Below are 18,720 nucleotides of genomic sequence, written 5' to 3' on the forward strand. Positions count from 1 at the left end.
GGGCGGAGGGTCCGTGATGTCGTGCGCCCATCATAGGAATGCGGCTCGCGCTCTGTGACGCACCAGGGGTGGTGAATCCTGGCCGGAGCCGATCGTTCCTGCCCTTTTCTCCCGATATCGGTATTGCGGAAATCCTCGGCGGGGTGGTCGGCCCTGCCGAGGGGCCGGTCTGGCGGTCAGTCCTGCGCCGGGGAGCGGGGCGGGCTGACGGTCGTACGGGGCTGCCTGCGCTGGGAGGAGGTACGGATGATCAGCTCGGTCGGGACGACCTGTTCGACGGGGCGTCCGGTGTCCACTCCCTCGATGGCGTCGATCAGCAGTTGGACGACGGCGGTGCCGATGCGGCGGGGTTTGAGGGAGAGGGTGGTGATGGGCGGTTCGGTGTTGGCGTACACGGTGGACTCGCTGCAGCAGACGAGCAGCAAGTCCTCGGGGACGCGCAGGCCGTAGCGCCGGGCGGCGGCGAGCAGATCGGTGCCGTTGGGGTCGAAGAGCCCGTAGACGGCGTCGGGCCGGTCGGGGCGGGCGAGCAGCCGGTCGGCGGCGACGGCGCCCGCGCACGGGTCGTGGGCGGGATAGGACTCGTAGACGGGGTCCTGGCCGACGCGCTCGCACCAGTTGAGGTAGGCGGTGGTGGAGAGCCGGGTGTAGGTGTCGGTGGTATTGCCGGTCAGCAGCCCGATGCGGCGGGCGCCGGCGGCGGCGAGGTGGTCGAGCAGGTTGAGAACGGCGGCCTCGTGGTCGTTGTCGACCCAGGCGGTGACGGGGAGGGAGCCGGCCGGGCGGCCGTCGGAGACCACGGGCAGGCCTTGGCGGACCAGTTCGGTGACGACGGGATCATGGTCGGAGGGGTCGATGACGACGGTGCCGTCGAGGGCCACGTTGGACCAGACGTCGTGTCGTGAGGTGGCGGGGAGGATGACGAGGGCGTACCCGCGGGCGAGTGCCGCCGAGGTGGCGGCCCTGGCCATCTCGGCGAAGTACGCGAATTCGGTGAAGGTGAAAGGTTCATCCCCGTACGTCGTCACGGTCAGGCCGATGAGGCCCGACTTGCCGGTACGGAGGGTGCGGGCCGCGGCGGACGGGCGGTAGCCCAGTCGGTCGGCGACCTCGCGAACGTGGCGGCGGGTGGCGTCCGGCAGTCGCCCCTTGCCATTGAGCGCGTCGGAGACGGTTGTGATCGAGACGCCCGCTGCGGCGGCCACGTCCCTGATGCCTGCCCGGCCCTGTCGGCCGGCGGCCCGCCGGGTGGTCTCGGTCCGGCTCACCTGATGCTTCCCTGCTGCTGTCATGGCGAGCCGATAGTAGGGCTCGGGGGGGTGGGTGGTCCGTGTGCATATGCACGCGTTGACAGGCACGTTTCTGCATGGTTCGCCACCCCCAATGACCTTGGAAACTGAGGTGTTTGGTAGGTCCAGGATGATCGGGGCGCTTGTCGGCGGGTTCGGGCATGCCAAAACGGAGTGGTCTCGGGCCGTTCTCAACTCACCTGTACGAGGGATGCGCGCCACGGCGCAGGCCACCGGCGTGCGCATATATGCGTGCGCTCCCCCGCATTCCTGGCGCCCTCCATTCTCGGAACGGCGGAATCCTCATAAGGTGAGCAGTATTGAGTCGACGGCGACGTCGGACGGGACGGTCGAGGAGGACCTGCGGTGAGCGAGAAGAGCCCGAAGCTGCGCGCCGAGCTGGACGGTATCCCCACCTACAAGCCGGGCAAGCCCGCGGCTGCGGGCGGGGCCGTGGCATACAAGCTGTCCTCGAACGAGAACCCTTACCCGCCGCTGCCGGGGGTGCTGGAGACCGCGGTGGCCGCGGCCGGCCGCTTCAACCGCTACCCCGACATGGCCTGCACCGGTCTGGTGACCGAGCTCGCCGAGCGGTTCGGGGTGCCGGTCGAGCACATCGCCACCGGAACCGGTTCGGTGGGTGTGGCCCAGTCGCTGATCCAGTCGACGGCCGGCCCGGGCGACGAGGTCATCTACGCCTGGCGGTCTTTTGAGGCTTACCCGATCATCACGCAGATCTCGGGTGCGACGTCCGTTCAGGTCCCCCTGACGGACGGGGATGTGCACGACCTGGACGCGATGGCCGAAGCGATCACCGACCGGACCCGGCTGATCTTCGTCTGCAACCCCAACAACCCCACCGGTACCGCGGTGCGCCGCGCCGAGCTGGAGCGGTTCCTGGACCGCGTGCCGTCGGACGTCCTGGTGGTGCTGGACGAGGCGTACCGCGAATTCGTCCGCGACACCGACGTACCGGACGGCATCGAGCTCTACCGCACCCGCCCGAACGTCTGCGTGCTGCGTACGTTCTCCAAGGCGTACGGGCTGGCCGGCCTGCGGGTCGGTTTCGCGGTGGCGCACGAGCCGGTGGCCGCGGCGCTGCGCAAGACGGCGGTTCCCTTCGGCGTCAGCCAGCTCGCCCAGGACGCGGCGGTCGCCTCGCTGCGTGCCGAGGACGAGCTGATGGGCCGGGTCGGGTCGCTGGTGTGTGAGCGCGCGCGGGTCCACGCGACCCTGCTCACCCAGGGCTGGACGGTGGTTCCCGACACGCAGGCGAACTTCGTGTGGATGCGGCTGGGGGAGCGGACCGCCGAGTTCGCGGCGCTCTGCGAGAAGGCCGGTGTGGTGGTCCGGCCCTTCGCGGGTGAGGGCCTGCGGGTCACGATCGGTGAGACCGAGGCGAACGACCTCTTCCTGCACACGGCGGCGGCGTTCTTCAAGGAGCTGTGAGAGGGAGCGGTGAGCGGCCGTAGCGCGCCCGCGGTGTCACCCGTGGGGCCTGCGGGGCGTGGGTGCAGCCCGGAGGAAGGGCTACATCAGCTCCACGCGGACGGGGTCGCCGTCGCGGACGGTGGACAGCAGGCGGGGGTCGCCGTCGAACGAGCCGAGCACGTTGCAGGGGCTCGCCAGGCGGCTCTCGCCTCCGCGTGAGATGGGCGTCGGGCCGTAGGGGAGCGCGAGCGCGTCCCCCTCGGTCCAGAACGCGACCGTGCCCGGGTCCACGACCTGCCGGGCGTCGTGCTCCAGCGCGACGGAGACGCCGGTGTCGAAGTACACCTCCTCGCCCCAGGTGCTGGCGGAGGCGGAGAGGGGGAGTGCTTCGGCCAGGGCCTTACTGGTCGGAGTCTCGTCGAGAGTTGCGGTGAGCTGGCCGGAGGGCCAGGAGATTCGTATCTGCATGCCCATATTCAACAATCTGTTGAAATTCTTGGCTAGGGGGGCCCCGCCTGAAGGGTCCGGAAGCTCGTGCGACATAATCCTTGTGAATGTGAACGCGTTCACAAGCGTGCCCTGCTTTAACCCGTATGGGCGGGCTATGGGCGGGGCATCACAGGCAACTTCGGCTGTGACCACGGCGACCCGAAGGAGACGACGACGTGGACCTGGCTTTGGCGCCGGAGACTCTGGCGCGATGGCAGTTCGGCATTACGACCGTCTATCACTTCCTCTTCGTCCCCTTGACGATCTCGCTCGCCGCGCTTGTCGCGATCTTGCAGACCGCGTGGGTGAGGACCGAGAAGGAGAAGTACCTCAAGGCGACGAAGTTCTGGGGCAAGCTCTTCCTGATCAACATCGCGATGGGTGTCGTCACCGGCATCGTCCAGGAGTTCCAGTTCGGCATGAACTGGTCCGACTACTCGCGGTTCGTCGGCGACATCTTCGGGGCGCCCCTGGCCTTCGAGGCGCTGATCGCGTTCTTCTTCGAATCGACCTTCATCGGGCTGTGGATCTTCGGCTGGGACAAACTGCCGAAGAAGATCCACCTGGCCTGCATATGGATGGTCTCGATCGGCACCATCCTCTCCGCGTACTTCATCCTCGCGGCGAACTCCTGGATGCAGCACCCGGTCGGGTACCGGATCAACAAGGAGACCGGGCGCGCCGAGCTGACCGACTTCTGGCACGTACTCACCCAGAACACGGCCCTCGCCCAGGCGTTCCACACCCTCACGGCGGCCCTGCTCACCGGCGGTGCCTTCATGGTCGGCATCGCCGCCTACCACCTGCTGCGCAAGAGGCACATCCCGGTGATGCGGACCTCGCTGCGGCTGGGCCTGATCGCGGTGGTCCTCGGTGGCCTGCTCACCGCGATCAGCGGCGACACCCTCGCCAAGATCATGTACAAGCAGCAGCCGATGAAGATGGCCGCGGCCGAGGCGCTGTGGGACGGCGAGAAGGGCGCACCCTTCTCCGTCTTCGCCTACGGGGACGTGGACAAGGGCCACAACAAGGTCGCCATAGAGGTGCCCGGCCTGCTGTCCTTCCTCGCCGACAACACGTTCGACTCGTACGTGCCGGGCATCAACGACGTCAACGAGTCAGAGCAGGAGACCTTCGGTCCCGGCGACTACCGGCCCAACGTCCCCGTCGCGTACTGGGGCTTCCGCTGGATGATCGGCTTCGGCATGGCGTCCTTCACCATCGGCGCCATCGGGCTGTGGCTGACCCGGCGCAGGTTCCTGCTGCCCCGGGCGCTGCGGACCGGTGAGGACGAACGGCCGCACCTGGTCCCGTTCCGCACGGCCCTCGGCCCGCGCCTGACGCGGCTGTACTGGCTGACCGCGATCTGGACCCTCGGCTTCCCGCTGATCGCCAACTCCTGGGGCTGGATCTTCACTGAGATGGGCCGGCAGCCGTGGGTCGTCTACGGGGTCCTGCGCACCCGGGACGCGGTCTCGCCCGGCGTCACCCAGGGCGAGGTCATCACCTCGATGGCCGTCTTCACCCTGCTGTACGCCGTGCTCGCCGTGATCGAGGTCAAGCTCCTCGTGAAGTACGTCAAGTCCGGCCCGCCGGAGCTCACGGAGGCCGACCTCAACCCGCCCACCAAGATCGGCGGCGATGACAACAACGCCGACCGGCCGATGGCCTTCTCGTACTGAGGCTGAGGAGACCGCACCATGCAACTCCACGACGTCTGGTTCGTACTCATCGCCGTCCTGTGGATCGGCTACTTCTTCCTGGAGGGCTTCGACTTCGGAGTCGGAGTCCTGACCAAGCTGCTCGCCCGCGACCGCACCGAGAAGCGGGTCCTGATCAACACGATCGGACCCGTGTGGGACGGCAACGAGGTCTGGCTGCTCACCGCCGGCGGTGCGACCTTCGCCGCCTTCCCCGAGTGGTACGCCACTCTCTTCTCCGGGTTCTACCTGCCGCTGCTGCTCATCCTGGTCTGCCTCATCGTCCGCGGTGTCGCCTTCGAGTACCGGCACAAGCGGCCCGAGGACAAGTGGCAGACCAACTGGGAACACGCGATCTTCTGGACCTCGCTGATCCCCGCGTTCATGTGGGGCGTGGCCTTCGCCAACATCACGCGCGGTGTGAAGATCGACGCGGACAAGGAGTACGTCGGCAGTCTCCTCGACCTGCTGAACCCGTACGCGATTCTCGGCGGCCTGGTCACCCTCACCCTCTTCACCTTCCACGGCGCGGTGTTCACCTCGCTCAAGACGGTCGGTGGGATCCGGGACCGCTCGCGCACCCTGGCCACCCGACTGGGAGTGGTCACCGCGGTGCTGGCGCTCGGCTTCCTGATCTGGACCCAGGTCTCGCGCGGCGACGGCTGGAGCCTGATCGCGATGATCGTCGCGGTGCTGGCCCTGCTCGGCGCCCTCGGCTTCAACCTGGCGGGCCGTGAGGGCTGGTCGTTCGCCCTGTCCGGGGTCACCATCGCGGCCGCCGTCGCGATGCTGTTCCTGACGCTCTTCCCGAACGTCATGCCGTCCTCGCTGAACGACGCCTGGAGCCTCACGGTCACCAACGCCTCGTCCAGCCCGTACACCCTGAAGATCATGACCTGGTGCGCGGGCGTGGCGACCCCGCTCGTCATGCTCTACCAGGGCTGGACGTACTGGGTGTTCCGCAAGCGGATCGGGACGCAGCACATCGCCGATGCGCACTGAGCACGCCTGAGGCCGTGCCCCACTCGCCCGCCTGACCCTGTCTTGGGGGATGTTTCACGTGAAACCGATCGACCCGCGCCTGCTTCGGTACGCCCGCTCCACGCGCCTCTTCCTGGGGGCGGTGGTGGCCCTCGGGCTCGCCGGGGCGGGGCTGGTCGTCGGCCAGGCGATGCTCATAGCCGAGATCGTGGTCGGCGCCTTCGAGAAGGGGCTGGACGGGGCGGCGCTCCGGACGCCACTGCTGCTCCTCGCGGCGGTGGCGCTGGGTCGGGGCCTGGTCGCGTGGGTGACCGAGCTGGCAGCACACCGGGCCGGCGCGGCGGTCAAGTCGGAGCTACGGGGCAGGCTGCTCGACCGGGCCGCGGAGCTGGGGCCCGGCTGGCTGAGCGGGCAGCGGACTGGATCGCTGGTGGCCCTGGCCACCCGGGGTGTGGACGCGCTCGACGACTACTTCTCCCGCTATCTGCCCCAGCTGGGGCTGGCGGTGGTCGTGCCCCTGGCGGTACTCGCCAGGATCGTCACCGAGGACTGGGTGTCGGCGGCCATCATCGTCGTCACGCTGCCGCTCATTCCCCTGTTCATGGCGCTGATCGGCATGGCCACCCAGTCCCGGATGGACAAGCAGTGGCGGCTGTTGTCGCGGCTGTCGGGGCACTTCCTGGACGTGGTGGCCGGGCTGCCGACGCTGAAGGTGTTCGGGCGGGCCAAGGCGCAGGCCGAGTCGATCCGCAAGATCACCGATGACTACCGGCAGGCCACGATGCGGACCCTTCGCATCGCGTTCCTGTCGTCGTTCGCGCTGGAACTGCTGGCCACCCTGTCGGTGGCGCTGGTGGCGGTGACCATCGGCATGCGGCTCGTCCACGGGGACCTGGACCTGTACACGGGCCTGGTCATCCTGATCCTGGCGCCCGAGGCCTATCTGCCGCTGCGGCAGGTGGGGGCCCAGTACCACGCGGCGGCCGAGGGCCTGGCGGCCGCCGAAGAGATCTTCGAGGTGCTGGAGACTCCGGTCGGGCGCGTGGGCGGCGGCGCCGTCCTGCCGGCCGGGACGCCGCTGAGCATCGAGCTGGACGGGGTCGCCGTCCGGTACCCGGGTCGCGGGGAGGACTCGCCCGGGCCGGTGTCGCTGTCGGTGGAGCCGGGAGAATGCGTGGCACTGACGGGTCCGAGCGGGGCGGGCAAGTCCACACTGCTGCACGTGCTGCTGGGGTTCGTGACGCCGACGGCGGGCCGGATCCGGGTCGGGGGCGTGGACCTGGCGGAGCTGTCGCCGGAGCAGTGGCGGGAGCGGATCGCCTGGGTGCCGCAGCGGCCGCACGTCTTCGCGGGGACGATCGCCGAGAACGTACGGCTGGCCAGGCCCGAGGCGGCCGAGGACGCCGTGGTCGAGGCACTGAAGGACGCCGGGGCCTGGGAGTTCGTGGACGCGCTGCCCGGGGGCGTTGACACACCGCTGGGTGAGGGCGGCGTCGGGCTGTCCGCCGGACAGCGGCAGCGGCTGGCCCTGGCAAGGGCGTTCCTCGCGGACCGGCCCGTGCTGTTGCTGGACGAGCCGACGGCGGCGCTCGACGGGGAGACCGAGGCCGGCGTGGTGGACGCCGTCCGGCGGCTCGCCGTGGGGCGGACCGTGCTGCTGGTCGTACACCGGCCGGCGCTGCTGGCCGTCGCCGACCGGGTGGTGACGGTGGGTCTGTCCGGATTCGGGGTGGCCGCCGCGGGGCTCTTCCCCGCCGCGCCCGTTCCCGGCCCCGGCGCCGCAGCCGTTCCCGGCCCCGGCGCCGCGCCCGTTCCCGGCCCCGGCGCCGCAGCCGTTCCCGGCCCCGGCGCCGCAGCCGTTCCCGGCCCCGGCACCGCGCCCGTTCCCGGCCCCGGCACCGCGCCCGTTCCCGGCCCCGGCACCGCGTCCCGGACCCCGGGCACCGGGTCCCGGACCCCCGGCGCGGATGCCGTCTCCGACCCCGGGGAATGGATTCTCGGGGCGGCGCCGGAGCGGGCGGCGCGGGCCGCCGGGACCATCTCGGGTGCCGGGGATCCGCTCAGGCGGGTCAGGGACGTGGCCAGGGCCTGGCAGGGGCGGTTCCGGCTCGGACTGCTGCTCGGGGCTTTGGCCGTCGGATGCGGCGTCGGACTGATGGCCGTGTCCGGGTGGCTGATCTCGCGGGCCTCCGAACAACCCCCGGTGCTCTATCTGATGATGGCGGTCACCGCCACCCGGACCTTCGGCATCGGGCGGGCGGTCTTCCGCTACGCCGAGCGGCTCGTCTCACACGACGCCGTGCTGCGGATGCTCGCCGACGTGCGCGTCTCCGTGTTCCGCCGGCTGGAGCGGATCGCGCCCGCGGGGCTGCGCGAACAGCGGCGCGGCGATCTGCTGGCCCGGCTGGTGGCCGATGTCGACGCCCTCCAGGACTACTGGCTCCGCTGGCTGTTGCCGGTGGGTACCGCGGTGATCGTCGGAACCGGCTCGGTCGCCTTCACCACCTGGCTGCTGCCCGAGGCCGGGGCCGTCCTCGCCGTCGGGCTGCTCGCCGCAGGCGTCGGGGTGCCGCTCGTCAGCGGGGCCTGCGCCCGACGTGCGGAGCGGAGGCTGGCGCCCGCCCGCGGTGAACTCGCCACCCGGGTGGCCGATCTGCTGACCGGGACCGCCGAGCTGACCGTCGCCGGCGCCCTGGACGACAGGAAGGGCCGGGCCCGCGAGAGCGACCGCACACTGACCGCCATCGCCGCGCACGGGGCCGCCGCGACCGGGCTCGGCAGCGGACTCGCCGCCTTGGTGTGCGGGCTGACCGTGGTGCTCGCCGCGGCCGCCGGGGCGGGCGCCGTGGTCGGCGGCCGGCTCTCCGGGGTGGCCATGGCGGTGGTCGTACTGACTCCGCTCGCGGCCTTCGAAGCGGTCAACGGGCTTCCGCTGGCCGTCCAGTACCGGCAGCGGGTGCGCCGCAGCGCCGAGCGGGTCTACGAGGTCATCGACGCCCCGGTACCCGTCGCCGAGCCGGACCACGCCCGGGAGGTGCCCGGTACGCCGTTCCCGCTGCGGCTGAGCGGGATCGCCGTCCGGCACCCCGGCCAGGAACGCGACGCGCTGCACGGGCTGGACCTGACGCTGGAGGCCGGGCGGCGCATCGCCGTCGTGGGCCCTTCGGGCTCGGGCAAGACCACGCTGGCGCAGCTCCTGCTGCGCTTCCTGGACCCGCACGAAGGCACGTACAGCCTGGGCGGGGCCGAGACACGGGAGCTCGACAGCGACGACGTACGCCGCTGTGTGGGGCTCTGCGCCCAGGACGCGCACATCTTCGACAGCTCGGTACGGGAGAACCTGCGCCTCGCCCGGCCCGACGCGAGCGAGCGGCAGCTGCGGGACGCGCTGGCCGCGGCCCGGCTGCTGGAATGGGCCGACGGGCTCCCGGACGGGCTGGACACCCTGGTCGGCGAACACGGCGCACGCATCTCCGGGGGTCAGCGCCAGCGTCTGGCCCTGGCCCGGGCGCTGCTCGCCGATTTCCCCGTCCTCGTCCTGGACGAGCCGGCCGAGCACTTGGAGCTGGCCACTGCCGACGCTCTGACGGCGGATCTGCTGGCCGCCACCGAGGGCCGTACCACCGTACTGATCACACACCGGCTGGCCGGGCTGGAGGCGGTGGACGAGGTGGTCGTACTGGATCATGGTGAGGTAGTGCAGCAGGGCGCGTACGGGGAGCTGGCGGTCGTGGAGGGCCCGCTGCGGCGACTGCTGGAGCGGGAACGCGCCGCGGACAGGTCTTTGGCTGACTTTCCCCGGTAAAGCTGACTTTCCCCGGTAAAAGGGACTAACTACGCTCAAGGGCATGCCAGTGCAGGAGTCGCAGGAACCGCCGGAGCCCTCACCGGGCAACCCGGATGCGCCGGACATCCCGGACACCCCGAATAGCCCGGAGGTGCCGGAGGCCGTCAGTCAGGCCACCCGCAGCCTGCACGGGCTGTCCACCGAGCTCACCGCCCGGGTACCGCAGCTGCTGGAGGCCATGCGGTCGGTCGGCACGGGCCTCGAACTGCACTCCACGCTGGACCGCATCTGCGAGACCGCGGCCGAGCTCGCGGACGCCCGCTACGCGGCGATCGGTGTCGTGGACACGGAGGGCCGGGGACTCTCCGACTTCGTCACCTACGGCATCAGCGCCGAGGTGGCCGAGAAGATCGGTCACCGGCCCGACGGGAAGCGGGGCCTGCTCGGCGCGTTGATCTCACACACGGACACGGTGCGGCTCACCGATCTGACGAAGGACCCGCGCTCGGCCGGCTTCCCCGCGCACCACCCGCCCATGAAGACCTTCCTCGGCGTCCCCATCCGGGTGCAGGGGGAGATCTTCGGCAATCTCTACCTCGCGGAGAAGAACGGCGGCGAGTTCAACGACTACGACGTCCACATGGTCAGGGTGCTGGCCACTGAGGCCGGCATCGCCATCGGCAACGCCCGCCTGTACGAGGCCGCCACCCAGCGCGAGCGGTGGATCGACGGCTCGGTGGCCGTCACCACCGCCCTGCTGTCGGGCGGGGACGCGGACGACGCACTCGCGGTCGTGGCCGAGCAAGCTCGCCACCTGGCCGATTCCTCCGCCGGGATCGTGATGCTGCCCGCCGAGGAGGGCGGGATGGAAATCGTGGCCGTCTCCGCCGACAACCCGGCCACCTCCCTGGGTGTGGTGATCCCGGCCGGGAGCCCGGTGGTGGAAAGGCTGCTCCAGGGCGAGCCGGTCTTCGTGGACGATGCCGCCTCGGACCCCCGCATGGCGAGTCGGCTCACCAGCCAGTACGGGCCCTGCATGATGCTTCCTCTGCAGAGCGGCGGACGGGTGCTGGGCGCGCTCGTCACCCCTCGGGCCCGGGGCGAGCGGCCGTTCAGCGAGTCCGAGCGGACCCTGGCCACGCAGTTCGCCTCGCAGGCGGCGCTCGCGCTGATGATGGCCGAGGCACAGCGCGACCGGGAGCGGCTCGCGGTGTTCGAGGACCGCGACCGCATCGCCCGTGACCTGCACGATCTGGTCATCCAGCGGTTGTTCGCCACCGGCATGATGCTGGAGGGCGCCCAGCGCCGGTCCATCGTCCCCGAGGTCCGCGAAGGGGTCGGCAAGGCCGTGGACGAGCTGGACGTGACGATCCAGGAGATCCGGACCGCGATCTTCGCGCTTCAGCAGGGACCGGCGGAAGCCCCGTCGGGGCTGCGCACCCGGGTGCTGCGGGAGATCAACATGGCTGCCGTACCGCTGGGCTTCAAACCCGCGCACCGGTTCCTCGGGCCGATCGACGCGGTCGTCGGCGAGCTGGTGGGCAAGAACCTGATCGCCGCACTGCGCGAGGCCCTGTCGAACGCGTTCCGGCACGCGGACGCGTCCAGGATCGAGGTGGTGCTGGACGCCACGGTCACCCTGCCCGACGGGCGGCCGGGAGTACGGCTGGAGGTCGCCGACGACGGGGTGGGCATCATGGAGGGCGGCCGGCGCAGCGGGCTGCGGAATCTGCGCCGACGGGCGGAGTCCCTGGGCGGCGCGAGTTCGTACGGCCCCGGCATCGGGGAGAACGGCGGCGGGACCACCGTGGTGTGGGAGGCGCCGCTCTAGAAGGTGCCGCTCTGGAGGCGCCTCACGTGGGCCGTCTACTGCCGGGCCGCAGCCCGCTCGGCGATGATGCGCTCGATGACGACCGCGACCCCGTCCTCGTTGTTGGCGACCGTACGGCCGGACGCGGCCGCGATCACGTCCGGGTGGGCATTGCCCATCGCGTACGAGGTGCCCGCCCAGCGGAGCATCTCCACGTCGTTCGGCATGTCCCCGAAGGCGACGACCTCGGCCGGGGAGATACCGCGCTCGGCACAGCACAGCTCCAGGGTGCTGGCCTTGGAGACCCCGAGCCCACTGATCTCCAGCAGGGCGGTCGGGCTGGACCGGGTGATGGACGCGTGCGTACCCGCTGCGGCCCGGGCCAGCGTCAGGAACTCGTCCGGGGACAGCTCGGGGTGGTGCGCGAGCAGCTTCAGCACGGGCGCGGCGCTGCCGTCGGGTTCCTCGCGCAGCAGCTTTTCGGCGGTCGCGACCGTGGCGCCCGGATCCAGGAAGAAGGGCGGATACGTCGGCTCGTAGTTGATGCCGGTCGTCCGCTCCACGGCGAAGGACGTACCCGGGGCCGCCGCCCGCAGTGCGGCCACGACGGTCAGCGCGGTGTCCCGAGGCAACGCCCGGACCTGCACGAACTCGCGTCCGGCGTGCAGATCGACGACCGCCGCACCGTTCGCGCAGATCGCGAGGCCGTGGCCGTGCACGTGGTCGGCGACCACGTCCATCCAGCGCGCCGGGCGACCGGTGACGAAGAAGACCTCGATCCCGGCCTCCTCGGCGGCGGCGAGCGCGGCGACGGTGCGGGGCGAGACGGATTTGTCGTCGCGGAGCAGGGTGCCGTCGAGGTCGGTGGCGATGAGCCGGGGCGCGGGGGGTGGCCCTTCCGGGCGCTGAGGAGCCGAGGTCACAGCTCCATCTTCGCCCATGGGCCCGGGGCGCCCGGACCAGTGTCGGGAAGATCCCTGCCCGAGGACCGTGTTTCACGTGAAACATCGGCCTCGGGGAGGACGTTTCACGTGAAACATCGCAAGGGGGACGCGTGGTCCACACGGGAGTCGCCGTACGCTCGACGTCATGAGTCTGCGTCTGAGCACTGTGATCCTTCCGGTACGTCCGTGGCGAGAAGGAGGCCGCGACCAGTGGCTGCGGGCCGAGCGGCTCGGCTTCCACGCCGCCTACACCTACGACCACCTCTCCTGGCGGACCTTCCGCGACGGCCCGTGGTTCGGGGCGATGCCGACCCTCACCGCCGCGGCCGCCGCCACCGAGCGGATGCGCCTGGGCACGCTGGTGACCTCGCCGAACTTCCGGCACCCGGTGACGCTCGCCAAGGACCTCATCACCCTGGACGACATCTCCGGCGGGCGTGTCACCCTCGGCATCGGCGCGGGCGGTGACGGCTTGGACGCGACCGTGCTGGGTCAGGAGGCGTGGACCCCGCGCGAGCGGGCCGACCGCTTCGCCGAGTTCGTGCCGCTGCTGGACCGGCTGCTGACCGAGGGCGCGGTGAGCAGCCAGGGCACGTTCTACTCCGCTGAGGAAGCCCGCAACATCCCGGGCTGCGTGCAGCGGCCGCGCCTGCCGTTCGCCGTCGCGGCCAACGGACCGCGCGGACTCAAGCTCGCCGCCGCGCACGGCCAGGCCTGGGTGACCACCGGCGACCCGAAGCTCTTCGCGAGCGGTACTCCCGAGCAGTCGCTGGAGGCCATGCGCGGCCAGCTCGCCAAGCTCGACAAGGCATTCGCGGACATCGGGCGGAATCCCGAGCCCATGGAGAAGATCCTGCTGACCGGGTTCACCCCGGAGCGCAGCACCATGTTGGAGTCCGTGGACGCCTTCGTGGACTTCGCGGGACGCCACCGCGAGCTCGGATTCACCGAGCTGGTGATCCACGCGCCGATCCCGGACTCCGAGTTCGCGGCCGACGAGAGCGTCTTTGAGAAGATCGCCACCGATGGGCTCGCCCAGCTGGGCTGACGGCTGACGACCGGTCCCCGCCACCGTCCGGTGGCGGGGACCAAGCCGGGCAAGAAGGGTCGCCTTTCGGATCAGGCCGTCAGATTCTCGACGATCTGTTGCGCGCGGGGCAGGAACCACTCCGGCACGGTCCCTTCGGGCCAGGTCCGGAACTCGTCGATCAGCGCCGAGATCCGGGCGGCGCCCGCCCCGGCACGGCCCCGCTCACGCTCGGTCCAGGCCGCGTTGTTCAGGCACTGGAACCGGTCCCGCAGATGGTCCGGGCCGAGGTCGGCGTATAGGCCGGCCGCCCGGTCCCACAACAGGACCTCTTCCCGGCGCAGTGCCTCGATCTCCGCCTCGCTCAGCGACTCGGCGGGCCCGGAATCCTCGCCGTCGTCCTCGTCGTCACCCGCGTCCTCGTCGTAGGCCTGCCCCTCGACGCCCACCCGCCGGTCCAGGACCTGCGCCAGCTGATGCCAGGTCTGTGCGAGTTCCGACCGGAGCTCCGGCGAGCCCCCGGCCTCGGCCAGAGCCTCCTCAAGCACCCCGGCCGCCTCGTCCATCAGGGCCCGGGCCCGCGCCACCGTCGCGTTGGTGACCTCGTCGCGCACCGCCAGCCAGGCCAGCGACCGCAGGATCCGTACCTCGGCGACCGGTGCGTCCCCCGTCAGCCGGTGCAGCTCCAGGGCCCGCTCATACGCGGCGCCCGCCTCCTGCGTCAGCCCCGCGTCGAAGAGCTGGTCGGCGGCCGACTGGGCCAGGCTCGCCTGCGGACGGGGGTCCTCCCAGCCCTTGACCAGCTCTGCGGCCAGCAGATACTGCTCCGCCGCCTCGCGCGGTTCTCGAAGCCCCCGCAGCAGATCTCCGAGGAACTCCCGTACGGCCACGGCCTGCTGCTCGCCGTGTTCCAGCAGATCGGGCAGCGTCGACCGGAGCACCTCGGCCGCGTCCGCGTTGCGGCCCTCATGCGCGTACGCCCGCGCCAGCAGCAGCCGCGCCTGCGCTCCGCCGTCGGCGCTGAGACCGGCCTGGTCGAACCAGTGCGCCGCCGTGAGCGCGTGCTCGGCCGCCTCGCCCGCCTCGCCCGCCGCGTCGGCCCGACGCAGCACGATGTCCGCGAGGGTGAGCCGTACGACGGCCTGCTGCTCGGCGTCGGTCACCTGCTCGGCATGCTCCAGCCCGGAGCGTGCCGCCTCCTCCGCCTCCTCGGGCCGGCCCAGCGACATGAGCACACCGGCCCGCAGCACCAGGGGGTCCACCGCCTGCCACGGCCGGCCCGCCGCGATCGCCCGCGCCGCCGCCGAGGCCAGCAGCGGCACGGCCCCTTCCGGGTCGCCCTGCGACAGGGCCACCCGGCCGAGCATCTCTTCGGCCTCCGCCACCAGGTCGGGCACCGTCTGCGCGTACGCGGCGACGAAGGCGGTGAGTTCGGCCGCCAGCTCCCCGTGCCCGTGCCCCTCCCCGTGCCCCTCCCCACGGCCGTGGTCATGCGCGTGATCATGTCCGTGCTCGTGGTTGGCCTCGACCGAGCGCAGGTACGACTCCAGGCGGATCACCGACATTTCCGCGAGCGCGATCCGGCGGGTCCGCAGCGGTTCGCCCGCGTCCAGCGCCTCGGCGGCCCGCGTGGCCACCCTCAGCTGCTCCCGGATCTCCCCCGGTTCGGCCCCCGCCTGCGCGGCCGCGCTCGCCAGCCGCAGTTCCGCCAGAGCGGCTCGTTCGGCCCGGCCGAGCGCCCGGTAGCCGTCGCGGGCCGCCGCCAGCAGTGCCGCCGCGTCCGCGGCCCCGCCCCGCGCGGCCGCCAGGGCCCGATGGTCTGCCACATCGGCGGAGACCAGCGGGTCCACCGTGTCCTCGGGCCGCGCGGCCAGGTGTACGGCCACCTCCTCCCAGAGGGCGTCCGACCCCGGATGCCCCAGGTCGCGCGCCGCCCGGGCGCGCTCCACCAGCTCGGCGAAGCCGACCCCGTCCGGCGCCGGAACGGCCGCAGCCGCAGCCGCAGCCGCAGCCGCGGCCCCCGGCACGGCGGGCGCCGTCTGCGGCAGGGCCGGGCTGCGCACCCCCAGCGGAAGTACGCCGACCAGCGGCGCCCGGTCGATCCGGGCGAGGAACCGCTCCGAGACCCGGGCCGTGCCGTTGCGCGCGTCGAACCGCCGGGCGATGTCGAGCGAGCCCGCGCGCAGCACCTCGTACAGCTCGGACACGGTGCGCGGCACACCCTCGTAGGGGACGGCCGGCATGTGGCCGTGCCCCAGCTCCCTCAGCCGGCGCAGCAGTACGAGGATGCCGCCGTGGAAGGCCATCTGGTCGTCGACATTGGCGAGCGGTCCCACATGAGCGGCGTGCTCGGTGAGGATCTCCAGGCCTCGCGGCTCGTTGCCGGTGAGCGCGCAGAACTCGATGTGCTTGCCGATCGACGGCAGCAGGCTCTCCTTGCCCCGGGCCAGGCGGTAGCCGCGCAGGTGCCGCGCACGGGCCTCCTCGAACCGGCCGAGCCGCAGCAGCGGAAGCAGCGCGGTGGCCAGCACCCGGTGGGGCTCCTCGGCACAGGTCTTGTCGCCCGCCAGCACCGGCTGCCAGACCTCCAGGGCCCTGGCGTCGTCGCCGCGCAGCATCGCGTAGTGGCCCTGCCCGTTGAGCTCGCAGGCGTGGCAGTCGCTCATGTCGTCGCGGTCGGCCGCCAGCCAGCGCTCAAAGGCCCGCTCGGCCCGCTCGTCGTCGCCGATCACGTCGGCGAACCACAGCTCGGACTCGCGCACGGGCCGCTCGCTGTAGCCCGCGATCCGGTAGCGGCGCTCCATCTCGTCCAGCCAGCCGGTGGCGGACTCCAGCGGGATCTCGGGGGACTCGCTGATGGCGGTGGCCACCCACTTGAACTGCCAGAACAACGAGTGCGCGTCCCACTTGGAGAACGCGCCGGGGTCGTTGTCGTACTCCTGGAGCAGCCGGGCGAAGGGCACCAGCATCTTCGTCGACTCGGCGCTGTACAGATAGGCGTTGATCAGGTTGTCCAGGGCCGCGCGGAACAGGGCGCGGTCACCGACGGCCTCGGCGGCCGAGGCCAGCGCCTCCGCGTGGGCGTTGCGGGCGGCCCCGCCCGGCGCCTGGCGGTTCTCGTTCAGGCCCCGCTCGATCTCCTCGCGAGTCATCGTCGTCACTTCTGGTCCTCCTGGGCCCCGGCGGGGTGGGTCGCCCATTCCAGGAGCCCGAGGAAGGCCCGGTTGAGCAGGGCGGAGTCGGCCGGGCGCAGCGGCCGCTGGGACATCAGCAGGGCCTGCCCGTAGAGGGATTCGACGGCGGTGCCGGTCAGTGTCTCGTCGGGAAGGCTCGCGATCCGCCGGATCAGGGGGTTGTTGTGGTTGAGGACCAGGCGGGCGCGCGGTGCCGAGCCGCGCAGCGCGCCGAGGATGCCGCTCCACAACGAGTCGGCGCTCTCCAGTGCGGCGGTACGGTCGCGCTCCTGCCGGGCCTGGCGGTCGTCCAGGTAGAGGGCCGGGACGGAGACGGGCTGGAAGGCGCGCAGCACCACGTCGCATCCCTGCGGTTCCAGCCGGGTGCGCGCGGTGGACAGGAAGGCGGCGAGGGCCAGTTCGGCGGAGCTCGGGACGGGGTCGAGGCGCTCGGTGACGGCTCCCGCGTCCAGCTCCGCCACCTTGATGTCGGGCCGTACGGCGGGCAGCAGTGCCAGCAGGTCCGCGTCGTAGGTGTAGCCGGCGTTGATGACGCCGAGTCCGTGGGCCGCCGCGATCGGGGCGATCTGGCGGAACTCCTCGACGGTGCGCGTGAAGTGGATCTCGGTGTGGGCGGCCGCGAACTCCTGCAGGCTCATCGAGCCGTCGCTGGTCTCGAACGGCAGCCAGGGCAGCATCAGGCCGAGCAGTTCCGCGTCGTGCCGGGCCAGCGACTTCACCCCGAGGTGGTGGACACTCAGGAACGCGGCCAGGCGCTCCGGTTCGCTCGCGGCGAGCTCGGCGAGCCAGCCCCGGACGCGGGTGCCGAGGGCCTCCCGCACGGCGGCCAGGGTCTCGTCGTCGTACAGGTTCTCGCGGGAGGCGGTGGGCCGCAGGGTGTCGGTGTCGAGGACCGCGCGGACGAAGAACGCCCAGTCCGGCAGCAGGTTGTCGCCCTGGTCGGTCAGCAGCATGCCCTTGAGGTGGACGCGGTGTCCGGCCCGGTGGGCGGGGCTCGTCGGCTCGGGCAGGACGTACGCCACGCCGCGCACCCCGGCGACCGGCAGGTCGAGGTCGATGCTGTCGAGCGGGGTGAAGCCGAAGAGCTGCGCACAGTGGCCCGCGAGCGCGACCCGGCGGGCGGCGGGGGTGGGGTAGGGGCGGTCCCATATGGCCGGCCGGTCGGTGATCGCGCGGGGTTCGCCGCCCTCGCCGTCGTCGAAGGTGATGTCGTACGGGAGCAGGGAGCCGTAGTCGCGGGCCAGTCGCTCGACCTTGGCGGGGGCGCTCCACTCCTCGGCGCCCGGGCGGGCCTCCAGGATGACGGTGGTGCCGGGCTCCGGGCGGGCGTCGTGGGGAAGTTCGCGGACAGTGTACGAGCCGTCGTCCGTGGCCAGCCATTCGACGGGCAGGGCCTGGGGGTCGCGGGCGGAGCGGGTGACGACGCGGATCTGGCGGGCCACGACGAAGCAGGCGAGCAGGCCGATGCCGAACTGGCCGAGGAACTCCTGGCGGGTGGTCTCCAGGCCACGCTCTGCCACGTCACGTTCGGCCAAGTCACGGGCGCGGGAGCGGTCTCCCAGGCCGCCGTCTCCCAGGCCACGGTTTCCCAGGCCACCACCGTCTCCCCGGCCACGGTCTCCCAAGTCGGGTTCTCCCAGGCCACGGTCTCCGCCGCGCTTGGAGCTGCGGCCGATGGTGGCCAGGAAGGTATGGGCCTCGGTGGCGGTCAGGCCGATGCCCGAGTCCTCGATGGTGACGCGGCCGGCGGAGGCGGACAGCCGGATGCGGATCGGCGCGCCGGGCTCGTGCGCCTGCCGGGCGGTGACGGCGTCCACGGCGTTCTGCAGCAGCTCGCGGACGTAGACGCGCGGGCTGGAGTAGAGGTGGTGGGAGAGCAGATCGACCAGGCCGCGCAGATCGACCTGGAAGCTGTTGGGGGCTTCCGGTCGTCCCGCGGCTTCGGAGGTCTCGGACTTCGCCTTCGGGGATGTGGACGTCATGGGGCGTCACCTCGCGTGCTCGCATGGATGGTTCGGCGATCGCGAGGTACCCCCCCCTCACGGATCCCGGAGTGAGGACAGGGTAG

11 protein-coding genes are annotated in these 18,720 nt (G+C 71.7%); 6 read left to right on the forward strand and 5 right to left on the reverse strand.

The genetic code is table 11. The annotated features are described in order from the left end of the window. Nucleotides 1-176 precede the first annotated feature (176 nt). Nucleotides 177-1,292: a LacI family DNA-binding transcriptional regulator gene (locus tag MTF65_RS15475; RefSeq protein ID WP_243629266.1), complete on the reverse strand. Its 1,116-nt coding sequence runs from the start codon at nt 1,290-1,292 to the stop codon at nt 177-179. Between the two features lie 363 nt (nt 1,293-1,655). On the opposite strand from MTF65_RS15475, the gene hisC reads away from it, so the two are divergent. Beyond that, a complete protein-coding gene (hisC, locus tag MTF65_RS15480; protein WP_243629267.1) occupies nt 1,656-2,738 on the forward strand; it encodes a histidinol-phosphate transaminase in 1,083 nt (360 codons plus the stop codon). A gap of 81 nt (nt 2,739-2,819) precedes the next feature. Here hisC and MTF65_RS15485 read toward each other — a convergent pair whose 3' ends face one another. Further along, nucleotides 2,820-3,188: a cyclophilin-like fold protein gene (locus tag MTF65_RS15485; RefSeq protein WP_243629268.1), complete on the reverse strand. Its 369-nt coding sequence runs from the start codon at nt 3,186-3,188 to the stop codon at nt 2,820-2,822. A 197-nt stretch (nt 3,189-3,385) separates the two neighbouring features. On the opposite strand from MTF65_RS15485, the gene MTF65_RS15490 reads away from it, so the two are divergent. Genes MTF65_RS15490 through MTF65_RS15505 form a run of 4 tightly spaced genes read left to right on the forward strand, consistent with a single transcriptional unit; the run spans nt 3,386 to nt 11,508 of the window. Then, the gene (locus MTF65_RS15490; protein ID WP_243629269.1) at nt 3,386-4,891 is read left to right on the forward strand and encodes a cytochrome ubiquinol oxidase subunit I; all 1,506 of its coding nucleotides are present in this window, start codon (nt 3,386-3,388) and stop codon (nt 4,889-4,891) included. An 18-nt stretch (nt 4,892-4,909) separates the two neighbouring features. Next, nucleotides 4,910-5,911 (forward strand): cytochrome d ubiquinol oxidase subunit II, encoded by a 1,002-nt coding sequence (gene cydB, locus MTF65_RS15495; RefSeq protein ID WP_243629270.1) that lies wholly within the window; start codon nt 4,910-4,912, stop codon nt 5,909-5,911. 58 nt (nt 5,912-5,969) lie between these two features. Continuing rightward, on the forward strand, nt 5,970-9,695 hold the full coding sequence (gene cydD / locus MTF65_RS15500) for a thiol reductant ABC exporter subunit CydD (RefSeq protein WP_243629271.1): 3,726 nt from the start codon (nt 5,970-5,972) through the stop codon (nt 9,693-9,695). A gap of 43 nt (nt 9,696-9,738) precedes the next feature. Beyond that, on the forward strand, nt 9,739-11,508 hold the full coding sequence (locus tag MTF65_RS15505) for a GAF domain-containing sensor histidine kinase (protein WP_243629272.1): 1,770 nt from the start codon (nt 9,739-9,741) through the stop codon (nt 11,506-11,508). A gap of 35 nt (nt 11,509-11,543) precedes the next feature. Here the strand turns inward: MTF65_RS15505 and MTF65_RS15510 are convergent, their stop codons facing one another. Next, nucleotides 11,544-12,428: a Cof-type HAD-IIB family hydrolase gene (locus tag MTF65_RS15510; protein WP_243629273.1), complete on the reverse strand. Its 885-nt coding sequence runs from the start codon at nt 12,426-12,428 to the stop codon at nt 11,544-11,546. A gap of 148 nt (nt 12,429-12,576) precedes the next feature. Here MTF65_RS15510 and MTF65_RS15515 point away from each other — a divergent pair, with 148 nt between their 5' ends. Further along, nucleotides 12,577-13,479: an LLM class flavin-dependent oxidoreductase gene (locus MTF65_RS15515; RefSeq protein ID WP_243629274.1), complete on the forward strand. Its 903-nt coding sequence runs from the start codon at nt 12,577-12,579 to the stop codon at nt 13,477-13,479. Between the two features lie 71 nt (nt 13,480-13,550). On the opposite strand, the gene MTF65_RS30270 is transcribed toward MTF65_RS15515, so the two are convergent. Next, entirely contained in the window at nt 13,551-16,619 is a 3,069-nt protein-coding gene (locus tag MTF65_RS30270; RefSeq protein WP_279399099.1) for a tetratricopeptide repeat protein, read from the reverse strand. Continuing rightward, complete coding sequence (locus MTF65_RS15525) at nt 16,616-18,634, reverse strand: HSP90 family protein (RefSeq protein WP_243629275.1); 2,019 nt, start codon at nt 18,632-18,634, stop codon at nt 16,616-16,618. The genes MTF65_RS30270 and MTF65_RS15525 overlap by 4 nt, the downstream gene beginning before the upstream one ends. Between the last annotated feature and the right edge of the window lie 86 nt (nt 18,635-18,720).

The organism is Streptomyces sp. APSN-46.1, from assembly GCF_022815725.1.
Classification (GTDB): domain Bacteria; phylum Actinomycetota; class Actinomycetes; order Streptomycetales; family Streptomycetaceae; genus Streptomyces.

Excerpts from the sequence above, each read along its gene's own strand:
- MTF65_RS15485 (WP_243629268.1), bottom strand. The coding sequence starts at position 3,188 with ATGCAGATACGAATCTCCTGGCCCTCCGGCCAGCTCACCGCAACTCTC.
- MTF65_RS15475 (WP_243629266.1), bottom strand. The coding sequence starts at position 1,292 with ATGACAGCAGCAGGGAAGCATCAGGTGAGCCGGACCGAGACCACCCGG.
- MTF65_RS15525 (WP_243629275.1), bottom strand. The coding sequence starts at position 18,634 with ATGACGTCCACATCCCCGAAGGCGAAGTCCGAGACCTCCGAAGCCGCG.
- MTF65_RS15510 (WP_243629273.1), bottom strand. The coding sequence starts at position 12,428 with ATGGGCGAAGATGGAGCTGTGACCTCGGCTCCTCAGCGCCCGGAAGGG.
- MTF65_RS15505 (WP_243629272.1), top strand. The coding sequence starts at position 9,739 with ATGCCAGTGCAGGAGTCGCAGGAACCGCCGGAGCCCTCACCGGGCAAC.
- cydB (WP_243629270.1), top strand. The coding sequence starts at position 4,910 with ATGCAACTCCACGACGTCTGGTTCGTACTCATCGCCGTCCTGTGGATC.
- MTF65_RS15515 (WP_243629274.1), top strand. The coding sequence starts at position 12,577 with ATGAGTCTGCGTCTGAGCACTGTGATCCTTCCGGTACGTCCGTGGCGA.